The 12,331-nt window shown below is 37.5% G+C and carries 9 protein-coding genes; 5 read left to right on the forward strand and 4 right to left on the reverse strand.

Annotated features, from left to right (window positions below):
- Positions 1-2: 2 nt before the first annotated feature.
- The 3 genes from ACT8YW_RS02325 to ACT8YW_RS02335 all read right to left on the reverse strand — a co-directional run bounded on the left by ACT8YW_RS02325 (position 3) and on the right by ACT8YW_RS02335 (position 4,487).
- Complete coding sequence (locus ACT8YW_RS02325; protein ID WP_444103853.1) at positions 3-1,742, reverse strand: NERD domain-containing protein; 1,740 nt, start codon at positions 1,740-1,742, stop codon at positions 3-5.
- Complete coding sequence (locus tag ACT8YW_RS02330) at positions 1,739-3,154, reverse strand: hypothetical protein (RefSeq protein ID WP_444103854.1); 1,416 nt, start codon at positions 3,152-3,154, stop codon at positions 1,739-1,741. The genes ACT8YW_RS02325 and ACT8YW_RS02330 overlap by 4 nt, the downstream gene beginning before the upstream one ends.
- Before the next feature lie 847 nt (positions 3,155-4,001).
- Positions 4,002-4,487, reverse strand: a complete 486-nt coding sequence (locus ACT8YW_RS02335) for a hypothetical protein (protein ID WP_444103855.1) — start codon at positions 4,485-4,487, stop codon at positions 4,002-4,004.
- Between the two features lie 563 nt (positions 4,488-5,050).
- On the opposite strand from ACT8YW_RS02335, the gene ACT8YW_RS02340 reads away from it, so the two are divergent.
- A complete protein-coding gene (locus tag ACT8YW_RS02340) occupies positions 5,051-6,271 on the forward strand; it encodes a site-specific integrase (RefSeq protein WP_211420268.1) in 1,221 nt (406 codons plus the stop codon).
- Positions 6,272-6,486: 215 nt separating this feature from the next.
- Here ACT8YW_RS02340 and ACT8YW_RS02345 read toward each other — a convergent pair whose 3' ends face one another.
- Complete coding sequence (locus tag ACT8YW_RS02345; RefSeq protein ID WP_099147594.1) at positions 6,487-7,371, reverse strand: helix-turn-helix transcriptional regulator; 885 nt, start codon at positions 7,369-7,371, stop codon at positions 6,487-6,489.
- A 267-nt stretch (positions 7,372-7,638) separates the two neighbouring features.
- Here ACT8YW_RS02345 and ACT8YW_RS02350 point away from each other — a divergent pair, with 267 nt between their 5' ends.
- The 4 genes from ACT8YW_RS02350 (at position 7,639) to ACT8YW_RS02365 (ending at position 12,317) form a co-directional block, all read left to right on the forward strand.
- Positions 7,639-8,232 carry a DUF3575 domain-containing protein gene (locus ACT8YW_RS02350; protein WP_444103856.1) on the forward strand — a complete coding sequence of 198 codons (594 nt, stop codon included), beginning with the start codon at positions 7,639-7,641 and terminating at the stop codon, positions 8,230-8,232.
- Between the two features lie 8 nt (positions 8,233-8,240).
- Positions 8,241-9,404, forward strand: a complete 1,164-nt coding sequence (locus tag ACT8YW_RS02355; protein WP_444103857.1) for a DUF3868 domain-containing protein — start codon at positions 8,241-8,243, stop codon at positions 9,402-9,404.
- Positions 9,405-9,446: 42 nt separating this feature from the next.
- The gene (locus ACT8YW_RS02360) at positions 9,447-11,204 is read left to right on the forward strand and encodes an Mfa1 family fimbria major subunit (protein WP_444103858.1); all 1,758 of its coding nucleotides are present in this window, start codon (positions 9,447-9,449) and stop codon (positions 11,202-11,204) included.
- Positions 11,205-11,348: 144 nt separating this feature from the next.
- The gene (locus tag ACT8YW_RS02365; protein ID WP_444103874.1) at positions 11,349-12,317 is read left to right on the forward strand and encodes a FimB/Mfa2 family fimbrial subunit; all 969 of its coding nucleotides are present in this window, start codon (positions 11,349-11,351) and stop codon (positions 12,315-12,317) included.
- Positions 12,318-12,331: the final 14 nt, after the last annotated feature.

Raw genomic sequence — 12,331 nt, forward strand, 5'->3', positions numbered from 1 at the left:
TGTTATATATTAAGTATGAATATATCAAGACTCATAATGGCACGAGTCATACCAACATAAATTTCAAACAAGAAATTTTCGTAGGTACTCTTAACTTGCTTGGCAGGGATCACAAGTATGATGTTCTCATTTTCCAATCCTTTGTATTTTAAAATAGAAGAAAGTCCAATAGCACGTTCTGGCAATCTATATATATTCTCCTTAGAAAGTTCTATAACAGAATCCGAATATGATAATTTATCATAAATGGAATCTTGACTATCCTGCAAAGAGGTCAGCAAATCTGAATGTACAAGAATTGTAGAATTATCCAATGAAAAATTAGAGCTTATCATCTCTTTTCTTTGTTGCTTAATACCTCTTGTTAGAACTTTAGAATCCTCTACAAAATGAATTTTACAGGCACATTCATCATTACTAATCTTATTCCAAAAAGCTGTTAGATTTTCAGAGTTCACTGTCATTAATTCATTTGCATATCTTACAATCTCTATATTAGTCGGAACTCGTTTATTACCATTGATTGTAAAATGTGCCGAAGTATGTAAGATCTCATCTATTGCAGATTCTAAATTACGTGTGCCACTATTATATCCTTGCTCAATATCATATAAAACTAAAAATCGGCCTGTTCGCAGACCAGTATGTTGCAATGACGTTAGTTCTCTTAGTATGGTAATCATTCCTTTATCAGCAACATCCTGTGCTTCGTCTATAATTACATAATCATAATATTTGTCTTGCAAATATTTTATAATAGTTGACTCCAGTTCCTGCAAGCCTGTTGTAAGGCTTAACTCATTGATAGATATTTGTCCACCAGAAATACGATGCAAATATGAAGCATAACTCTCTACATCGCAATTGCTAAGCCCTTCTAATTGAAGAATGTATTTAGTTTGTGCAGCAAGCAACTTTGTCCAGCATAGATACAAGCCATTCAATCCCTTGTTTTTCTTAATAAAAGCCTTGGCTATTGTTGTTTTACCAGTGCCCGGACCACCTTCTATTGCCACTCGGTGATTCCGTTGCAGGCTATCTAATGCATCCAAATTAGAGATGTTCAACCAAGTTAAAATGTCCTTTAATGATGATTGACTGTATCTTCCTGCATCTTTGATCGTAGGTGCAAAACTGTTAACTACAGATGAGAGGATTTTTGTAGAAAGATTGCAGCTAAACCAATGTCTTCTCCGTTTGTCTTCGTTCAACACATTGATACAGAAGTCTGCAAAAGAAGTATCCGAATCTTGTTTGTTTTTATTCCACATTTTGTAAGAAAGATCCTGAACGGGATTGTTGCTTGTGCGTTCAAGACTTGCATGAGGGAAGGCACAAAGATGGTCAATGAATACCTCTTCTCCATTTAATACTTTATTGTTGATAATCGCCCATTGGTAATCTTCAGCTTGCTTGAACGGTGAACGTTCCATCTGGGTGAGTGTTCCTTTGTTCTGGTAAAAATAATGACCTGCTTCAATCTGTATAGCTCCACCTTTCACCTCTATAACAATCGCCCCAAGTTCACAAATAAGTAAAAAATCCAGTTGTATCTCTCCAGCTCTACCAGAAGTAATGTGAAGTCTTACATCATGCCAAAAATGCCACATTATTGAACTCTTTTCACAATCATGTACAATACGTCTGTACATGTCAATCTCGCCCTGTAATGGAGTCCCGTCATTCTTTGTTATAAGATGCTCTAATCGAGACAAATCTCTATTTGTATAGTCTATAATCATATTTCTTTCTTAGTCCAAAATGTAGGGTTAACCAAATCTTTTAGTTTGTAATTAAACATCTTTAATATTTCTTCCCTATGTTGCGGAAATTTATTTAAAAAGTCGACAAATGTCTGTATTGTTTTGCAAAGTTTGAGACCATTCTTTTCATAATAGCCATTGCTCAACCTATTTTCAAATTCTTCAAACGAAATTTGATTGGGAACATCTAGTTTCTTTGTCTTTTGCTCCCAATATGATTGATTGCGGTAGCAGTATTCCCAAAATGACATGTAGCGATAGAACTGCGGTTGGTTGCACCACCGCGCTATTTGAACATAAATATTTGACAATTTATGATTGACATAATCTGCATGTCTCATTACATAACCGAAACAGCCATATTGCATCAAAATTTTGATTCGTTCAAATAGTATTTTGATGTCATTATAAAGTTTCTCATCTTCACCGGATTTCAATGTGTAACCACAAAAAAGATAGAATTTCGTTCCGCGTTTGGAATTATATCTCTTCCAGATTTTTAATGCTTTGATTATCTTATCACGGTCACGCCAGTTGTCAAACGCAAAAATAAAATCGCCATGATACTTACACTTAGATAACATCTGAGCAATTTCTTCACCATCTTTACTTTCAGCCAAAATGCGTTCATCTAAACCCTGTCGAAATTGGAATGGACGTTTTGAATCGATGAGACTTTGTAACATCGGCTGCCAAATTTCTTTTGGAGCTGCCAAAAAATTATCATCCCAAAGATAAATATAAGGACGAATCAAATCGCCTTTCTCATTCCTCTCATCATCTAAAAACCATTCTAATTCCGAATAACGATAAACCTTATTTTCAAGTTTATTAACGCAGAAAGGGCAATGGCGAATACAGCCGCGTGTTAAAAAACCTATTGAGTAATAAAGATAATCATTAAAGTATGATTTCTTTCTTCCTGCTTTTATTTTTGATTGTATGTACTCGTCATAAAGATGATAATATGGCATTTGCCTACACATATCAATTCCCCATTTTTTCTTTCCACCTCTTTTATTTGGATAATTATTCAAAAAAATATCATTTTCCAATTGATTCATGTCACGAGTACGTGAAGATTTGAAGTCTTTAATATCCTTTTTTATAGCATAATCACCAGTTCCACCTATTTTAAACTTGTTTTCGTCTGGAGTTTTCTTTACCTTCTCATAAAATGGAGGGTCTGGGGTAAATGAGAAAACTTTGGACATATATATAGTGGTATACTCCATAACATCCTCATCTTTATCTATTATCAAACGAAAAGGAATTGCATTATCAGCTAGGAAACCCGCTAATTTCAATAGTACAAGATTAGGGTGACGTGTACCACCATTCAATAGGTCAGCATCAACTAGTCCAATTAATATTTTATCTTTAGATGTCATTCTTAATATTTAGAAACAGATTTACTCTGTTAATATTAGCAATTCTTTTATGTTTATTCTAGAATCTTCGCAACTACCACTAATGTTTCAAGTGACGCTTGAGTAGTATCCATGTACCATTTTGGAATTGTTGCGGGGTTCTCGTAGTGCTATTCTACTAGTCATTTACTAGTACGTTTCTTTTCTAAAAGAATTACTGTTGGCATGTTTATCTACCATTGTCAAATCCTTTTGGATAACAAAAATAAGAAATAAATTTCAATGTACATAAATTTTTATCAAATATTAAGTGGTAATTTACATATTTCATAGCGAATTAAGTAACTTATGTAGCATAATTTTTTGATAATCCCTAACTTTTCAAGTCAATCACAGTATGAATTATTTCTCTAAGTAGTATTCGTAATTATTTCATATATGTTTAAATTGCATTACAAAGATTATATATACATCTTGGTTAAGGTTGCAAAAACATAATGGACTGTTTGGGCGAGGGAGCTATGCGCAAACCAGTGAGTTGGACCAATAGAGTGTGTGCAGCCAAAGAAGCTTAGTAGAAAGCTTCTGCTTGACAATGCAAGTGTATACCATAATGAGAAAATAAATCGAATGTGTCCCATATGGGAAAACGAGGTTTCTTTCTCTTCTATATTCCCCCGTATTCTCCTCATTTGAACATTGAGGAGACGTTGTGACGTATTATGAAAGGGAAATGGGGTAGACCACAGGGCTATGTCACTATTGAATTGCTTTTTTATGTCATCAACAGGGTTTTGGCGGCGATAGGAATACGATTGAATATTAACTTTAGCTATTATGCTGCTTAAGTTTGATTAGTTACTTAACGTTATATCTTTTTCATTTTCTTCCTCCACCTCTGAAACCCTCTCATCAAACTTTCCTCTTCCACCGAATCTGCCATATCATACTTTACCACAAACTCATGCATCGACTTTATATACATCACTCCGTTTTTGAACTTATTTTCCAACAGAAACGAATAAAGCTCCGCTTTCATTTCCACCTCAATTTCCTTTTCGATAATAAAGATACTGTCCTGACCGAAGTAATTGTAGATTTCCGGGTTCTTGCCCTGTCTTGGGCTGGGAAGAACAAAAGTAATATTTCCAGTCTCTTTCCAGGAGACGCCTTGCGGATGAGGAACGGACAATTGATGCAAGAAATGATAAATGGGAGTGAGGTGGGAGAGGTGGATGGGGATGGGGAGCCTTGAAGGTGGAATGTTGTGCGATTGAAGTTCTAAACTTTGTCCGTACCGGACATACATATACCTCGCCAGATATGGCTTAATGGCAAACGTGACTGTAACCATGGGATTTGAATTTTGAATTGTTGAAATTTGTTGTATACTGATTGCCGTTTCGTGCGGCAGATTCCGTCGTGTTTGTTGGAAAAAATCCCATGGGTTACGGGGACGGAATTCTGATTTGGTAAGAAGTTGAAATTCAAATGGTTACAAATGCCGGTTTTTCCTTTAAAACCAACGGGCCGTTCCTTTAAAAGGAACGACCCGTTGCACACCGAGGAATGACCTCTTCCTTTTAAAGGAACGGACGGCTCCCTAAAATCCATCGTGCAAAGCTATGCCTAATATTCTGATTTTTCAAAAGGAAGAATAGCGGTAATCTTTATGTTATGTAATGAAATATCATAAATGGTATACATATCTAATTTATGCGTATGTATATTGACAATATGTAATAAAAATATACTAATTAATAGGACGTGTGTTTTAACTATATTTATCAGATAACTATTCTTAAAGTGGAAAAACTTTTTATTCCTTTTCTTGTTTCTTGCGTAACAGGCGGAAAAATAGTTCTGATAAGTAAGGTGAACTTCGTACTTTTACGTCTCAAACAAAAAAAGCAAGATATGATAACATCAGTGAAACTTATGCTGAACAAGAGCAGGATATTGAATAATGGCAGTTACCCTTTAGTATTTCAGGTGATCCACAATCGGAGAAAAAAATTACTGTATACAGGCTACCGGATGAAAGAAGAGGTGTTTGACGAGTCGGAAGGGAAGATTATGAATGGCGTAGGTTCTACTTTTACGGCTACGGAGGTCGTGAAAATGAACCGCGAGTTACGAAAGATGCGGAATCAGATTGATATTCGGATCAGGCAGCTTGAGCGGACAAGAGAAGAATTTACAGTGGAGGATATTCTGACTCAAAATGCTTTTGGTACAGGAAAATCACAGTTTTATTTATTGCGATATATTAATGCGCAAATTGAGCGTAAGCAGGAACTGAAGAAAGTAGGAATGGCTGCGGCCTACAAGAGCACCCGTTCGTCGTTGGCAAAATTTATAGGTCGCCCTGATGTGCGGATGTCAGAGGTTGATTTGGCGTTCGTCAGGAGATACGAGGATTTTCTGTATAGTAATGGTGCTTCTGGCAATACGGTAAGTTATTATCTGCGCAATTTGCGCTCTTTGTATAACCAAGCGGTAACGGACGGTTATCATCCTCGTGGCGAATATCCATTTGCGAAGGCACAGACCCGCCCGGCGAAGACTGTAAAACGTGCTTTGTCACGGACGGATATGCAGAATTTGGCGGACTTGAATTTGGAGAATGAACCAGAACTGGAATTTACCCGCGATCTGTATCTGTTCAGCTTTTATGCGCAGGGAATGGCTTTTGTCGATATTGTCCTTTTGAAGAAAACCGATATTTGTAATGGTGTGCTGACTTATTCCCGCCATAAGTCGAAACAGCTGATTCGTATAGTGGTGACTCCGCAGATGCAGGGCGTGATAGATAAATATAACACGGAGAATGAGTATCTCTTTCCGATCATTAGCGGTGAATATGCTTCGGGATACCAAAAATACCGTCTGGCGTTAGGGCGTATCAACCGCCATTTGAAGAAAATCGCTGTTGTAGCTGACATTAAAGTACCGTTAACGACATATACTGCTCGGCATACTTGGGCTACCCTCGCACGTGACTATGGAGCTCCGATTTCTGTGATTAGTGCCGGACTTGGACACACTTCGGAAGAAATGACACGCGTCTATTTAAAGGATTTTGATGTATCCATGCTCAATCAGGTGAATAGCATCGTTACAAACTTATCCAAATGAAATAATTATTTGTAATATAATCTGTTGAGAATTAGAAGATATAATATTTTTATTTATCTTTGCAATATTGTAATCTATTCCGTAATAGAGATCATATTAAAATATCTTTGTTTCTTAATATATTTCACGCTGCAAAGTAAATGAAATTTTTCAATATTGAATTTATCATAAAGTCCAATAATTTATTCATTTTGTACAGATAGGGACAATAATGGCTAACTCGTTTGATTGGTTGCCTGACATTGCTCTATCAGTTGTTTGGGGGTACATCCGAAATGTTGTTTGCAGTAACGGTTGAAGTTACCTTGCGAATCAAATCCCAATTCTTCAATGATATCTTTTATACATACTCCTGGTTCCGTCATTTTTTCCAATATTCTTTGGTTCTTTTGTTTCAGCATCCACTGTTTAGCTGTCATACCAAACACTTCATTGAATTTGGTAAAAAAACAGCTTCTTCCCATATTCGATAGTGAGATAAGCTGCTCTATATTATCTACTTTGGTATGATTGTGCATGACAAAATCTTTAAAATCCACTTCTTTTCCGATAATGGGGTGGAATAATACTGCAATCTCCTGTTTTTCATAAAACCCTCGTAAAAGAAAGAAAAACTCTCGTTGCATCAGCCCGTGTAAGTGTGCGCAACTCATTCCGTTTTTGATGCAGTGAGTTAATACTTCAAGAAATAGTGTTAATGGATAGCGTATTTTAATTGGTGAAAAGTCATATTCAATGTTGTTGCATACATTTGATAAAGACTGTAATATGAGCTTGTCACAGTTCTCTGCAGGTATATCGAAAAACATGGAGAGCAGGCTTGAATCGGTTCCCGCAAATCCTTTTAGTCGGGAAGAACGAGGGATGAGTATCATTTCTCCAGCATGAAACAACTTGTTATGAAACTGGTTGCAACTTATGGTGAAATCGCCTTTCAGGAAGAACAGGAGATAATTTTTTGTTGTATTATCTTCTTCAAATGCTGCATTCTTAGCGAATTCAAGATATTTAAATCCAGTTTCAATCGTTGTCATGTAGTTTTGACATGACCGATGTTCTTCAATATACAGAAGTTCGCTTTTTATATGTTTTGTTTCCATGGCAATAACTGTTTTGATTGTTTGGTCTGTTGCTTATCTGTTTGTTTCACAATTGTTTCAGTATCTATTTTTTTAATGAATTATATATCAAAATGATATTATTTATTTTGTTTGCTATGATTCATTGTATTATGATGTTGAAACATTTTATTATTAGTTTTTGTAATATAATTCTTTGATAATTAGATGTTTACTGTTTATGTGTAATTATGCATCTCTATTACGGAATAGAGATGCATAAGAAATAGTTTGAAAAAACTGTATATAATGAATGATTGTATAAGAAATAAAGCCGGCATACTTATTGGTCTATTTACTTTGCTAGGATGTTTTGCGGTTAGAGCACAAGATATAGCAGTAAAAACGAATTTACTTTATGGCGGGTTGTTACAAACACCAAACATAGGGGTGGAATGGGGAATATCTCCCAAACTGACTGTTGATTTGTGGGGAGCCTACAATCCTTTTCCTTTGGGTAAGAATGGTTATGGTTCCAACAATAGAAAAATGAAGCATTGGTTGATACAATCAGAGCTTCGCTATTGGCTTTGTGAACGGTTCAATGGACATTTCTTTGGCGGACATTTGTTTTATGGACAATATAATGTCAGTAATATTCGATATTGGGGACTAGGTGACTTTAGAAAACAGGGAAATCTTGCCGGATTCGGATTCAGTTATGGGTATCAGTGGATTCTTTCACCACATTGGAGTATAGAAGGGACATTAGGGATCGGCTATGCACACCTGCATTATAGTAAATACCCGTGTAAGGAATGCGGTGAGCGTTTAAGTGTAAACAACCGTAATTATTTAGGGCCTACACGTGCCGCTGTATCTATCATATATTTATTTAAATAATATGCCAAATGAATAGTTTTCAGATTATAATACTTTCCTTTTTTATGAGTATAACGTTCATGTCAGCTTCCGCTCAAAATAATGATTCGATCAAGAGCAATAATTTTTCTATAGAGAAGAATGCTCAAGGTGACTCTGTGAGTTTGAAATTTCATTTGATGATTGCTCCCGGCATTACAAAAGCGAATGATGAGTTGCTGCTTACACCTATATTGATAGATATAAAGGGAAATCAATCTTTTACTTTCCCTGCCATACGTGTAAATGGCAAAATACGGGAGAAAATGGTTCGAAGACAAAAAGTGCTTCACTCATCAAAAGCAGAGAAAGACTTAATACATACAGTATCCAATCGGCAATGGAATACAATAACATGTTCAACTCCGATGTTAGCCAATCAACTTTGGATATGGCAGGCAAAGTTGGTGTTACGGCGGCAACTTAGAAATTGCTGTATGAAAAAGGAGTTGGATATGGTGGAATTGTTTACGTGGAACCGGACGGATGGATATTCTATTGTTAAGCCGGAAATAAAGAATAAGGTGGAAATACCGGAAATGTTACCGCATAAATGTGCTACGGAAGTACTGGCTGAAACAGAGAAATTTGTAGAACCCATAGATAACTATTCAGCGGGTAAAAGGATTCTGGCGGGCGAGCAGGAAGGAGCACAGATTGTTTATTTCAAGCTTGCAAAGGCAGAGATAGATAGCAATTATCTGGATAATGAGAGAGTGTTGGAACATATCATTGATGTAATTCGCCGTATTAGTGAAGATCCCGAAGTAGAGATAGCTCGCGTAGTGCTATTGGGGCTTTCCTCACCCGAGGGGGCTTTTGAATTCAACAAACGATTGTCTGGAAAACGAGCTGAAGCGCTGAAGCAATATATAGCCGACCGGATTGCTTTGGCAGATAGTTGCTTTGCGCTTGTGAATGGTGATGAGGGCTGGGAAGAACTACGTTATAAAGTGGAACACTCTGATATGGAATACCGTAAGGAAGTATTGAATATTATTGATTCAGTTCCGATAATGAAAGGACGTGAGGGACAGTTGCAACGTTTGAAAAGAGGAGTGCCTTATCGTTATTTGGAAGAACACTTCTTTCCGCAACTGCGTCGAGCCGGATACATCAAGGTGTATTACCGGATGAAAAATGGAACCATATAAATCTCAATATATAATAATTTATTTTTTAATCATAAGACAAAAATGAGAAAGAATTATTTTCTAATCGGAGTATTTGCGCTGGCAACAATAACGTTTGCTGCTTGTAGCAGTGAGGACAAGCTAGGTGAAGAAAGAAGCGATGACAATGGTAATACCGAAGTCATAGAGGGAGAGCCTACTTGGGCGAAGTTTACATTTAAACTGGGCAAAGATGGTGTTGTAGCACGTGCAACGGGTGACGCACATGAAGGTACTACTACAGAAAAAAACATCAAAAATCTGCGGGCTTATATCTTCAATGAATCCGGTAGCTTTGAAGCAAAGACGGATAATGCTACTGTAGATGAACATGGCACGGAGCACACTGCTGTATTGAAACTAACTTCCGGTAAAAAGAAAGTGTATGTAGTAGCTAATATGCAGGACGATTGGATTACGTCTACCACTACAACTGCTCAATTTGAAGCTGTTACTTTGACACATTGTACGAAAGCAGGACGTATTGCCCATACCAAAGGTGTAGAAACGGCAGTTGCTGTATCGCGTGTCGGTAATTTTGATAAAATATCCGGTAATGGGAATGCGGCGACCAATGGTTTCCTGATGGCAAACGTATTAAAGGCAACTGAATACACATTATATCCCGGGATTTCTGCTGAGGATTGCTCGAAACCGGCGTATGAAAGTTCAGCGGAAATGAAGAAAAATAATCATTTGGAAGTGTCCATATCCCGTGCTGCTGCCAAGTTGCAGGCTACTTATGCAAATGCGGACGCTTTGATATTGAAAGATAGTGAAAGTAATACATTAGGCAAATTGCTTACTCCAACTTTTACGGTTCGTAATCTTCCGGTTCAGAGCTATATATTTCTGCATAATCATGTTGATGGTTTCCTTACGCCGTTCTATACAATGACTAATACTAGCTCTACATTTGCAGATTTTGCCAAATATTATGACGAGGTGAATGAGCCAAATTGGGATTTGAAAGCAAGTGCTGATGGGGAAGCTATAGAGTCTATATATTTGCCGGAGAACTCCAATCAGACACCGGTAAGGGGAAATACTACTTATGTGTTGGTGAAAGGGGTATTTGCTCCGGCGGCTAATGTGATGATTAATGCTGTTGAAGTGAAAAATGATGGTGGCAATCTTAGTATCGAAAATAAATTAGACGGAACTGATTATACCACAGGAGGAAAAGATGTACCGCCATATTTTATTGTCCCGGAATGGGAAAATCAGATTTATACGGCTCCTGCAGACTTTAGTGGAAACTTGGCAATCTATGGCTTGGGCATGATTTTAAAGACTTATTTGAATAAAGCCGGAAAACAGAAATGGTTAAATGCCGTAGACGAGGGAAGTGCTGTAGACGAAGGTGATATAGAAAATCCTGTAAGTGTTTATTATGGAAGCTCATTCTCTGCTTCTGAAGGTATTTATTCAGTTGTTACCATCAAGAAATATTCGCATAGCAAGAGTGATGCACCTGGCTATAAGGAAAGTATTGAAGGAACAATCCGTATTTTCCAGTACACCGGAGGTATTTGTTACTATCGCGTGAATGTTGAAGATAACATGGACGGAAAGACAGAAGCCAACAATCTGTTCTATTCAGTAATGCGCAACCGTTTTTACAATGTAAATATCTCAAAAATTACTTCAATCGGCTATCCCGATGACGAAGATGTTACCGTAGACCCGACAGATCCTATCAACCAGAAAACGTATATGCAGGCACATATCACTGTGGAACCATGGACGAAAGTTGAACAAGATGCAGAACTGGGAATGTAATTGCTATTAGTTTGCCGGTTCATTATGAATAGATTTTAACGGATTCTTTTGCCGGGGAGTTGTCCCGGCAAAAGAATCTAAAATCCCCCTCAATAACAATTTAATATGCACTTCAAGGATAATACATTTTACCGGAAAAGAAAGATGGTGGCATACATATCAGTGCTATTATGGCTTATTACAGGATGCGTTAATGAAGATTTTTCCGATTGTCCGCAGGGAAGTTTCCAGGTGGCTTTCGAATATGTTCATCACACGGACAATACTTGTCCCGATCGCTTCAACATTGATGTACAGCAAATAGACTTGTATGTATTTGATGCAGCCGGATGTTTTCTGAAATGTATAACTCGTAAAGGGACGCCTTTCCCGATAGATTTCCGGGTTAACCCGGAACTTTCTGCCGGTAACTATACGTTAGTGGCATGGGGAAACCTGACTGGCGAGGTGACTTTACAACCGGCCTTTATTGCCGGACAAACTACGCTTGAGCAGGCGTTATTATCACTCAACGCAACTGAAGACCGTAGCGTGAACCATAAACTGACTCCTGTTTTTCATGCAATGAAACAGGTGGAAGTAAGCGACGCGAAGGAACAAACAGAAGTCCTTTCATTTATTAAGAATGAGAATCACCTGCATCTGAATGTGAAGTGGTTTGAAAAGAGCGGAATACCATGTATTCACCGCTGTGCGGATGGCGTGCGTGTCCGTGTGGTTGACCCCAAAGGGGCGACTTATAAATTTGATAATTCAGTAGTTGCTTCGGGTAACGAATTGACATATTATCCATATCAGGGCGCAAATAATGATACGTGGAATCAATTTGCAGGCGTTTTCTCTTTGATGCGTTTGGTGGAAGGGGAAAAATTGACGCTATTGATAGAACGTTTGATGCAGGACGGCACAATCAAAGAACTCTACCGTTCTGACTTAGTCGAACTTATCCGGAGGCATCCATATACCCGCATCCAGTCGGAACTTGACCGGCAGGATGTGTATGAAGTAGAAATATCTCTCATAGATGATTTGGATGGTGACACGGATACTTATATGCAAACGGCTGTTACCGTATCAGGATGGACAATCATATTGCAGGATACGGAAATGTGATACTTTATAATTAA

This window comes from Bacteroides sp. (assembly GCF_052357945.1).
Classification (GTDB): Bacteria; Bacteroidota; Bacteroidia; order Bacteroidales; family Bacteroidaceae; genus Bacteroides.

Coding starts and splice junctions, on each gene's coding strand:
- ACT8YW_RS02325 (WP_444103853.1), bottom strand. CDS start 1,742: ATGATTATAGACTATACAAATAGAGATTTGTCTCGATTAGAGCATCTT.
- ACT8YW_RS02330 (WP_444103854.1), bottom strand. CDS start 3,154: ATGACATCTAAAGATAAAATATTAATTGGACTAGTTGATGCTGACCTA.
- ACT8YW_RS02335 (WP_444103855.1), bottom strand. CDS start 4,487: ATGGTTACAGTCACGTTTGCCATTAAGCCATATCTGGCGAGGTATATG.
- ACT8YW_RS02340 (WP_211420268.1), top strand. CDS start 5,051: ATGATAACATCAGTGAAACTTATGCTGAACAAGAGCAGGATATTGAAT.
- ACT8YW_RS02345 (WP_099147594.1), bottom strand. CDS start 7,371: ATGGAAACAAAACATATAAAAAGCGAACTTCTGTATATTGAAGAACAT.
- ACT8YW_RS02350 (WP_444103856.1), top strand. CDS start 7,639: ATGAATGATTGTATAAGAAATAAAGCCGGCATACTTATTGGTCTATTT.
- ACT8YW_RS02355 (WP_444103857.1), top strand. CDS start 8,241: ATGAATAGTTTTCAGATTATAATACTTTCCTTTTTTATGAGTATAACG.
- ACT8YW_RS02360 (WP_444103858.1), top strand. CDS start 9,447: ATGAGAAAGAATTATTTTCTAATCGGAGTATTTGCGCTGGCAACAATA.
- ACT8YW_RS02365 (WP_444103874.1), top strand. CDS start 11,349: ATGGTGGCATACATATCAGTGCTATTATGGCTTATTACAGGATGCGTT.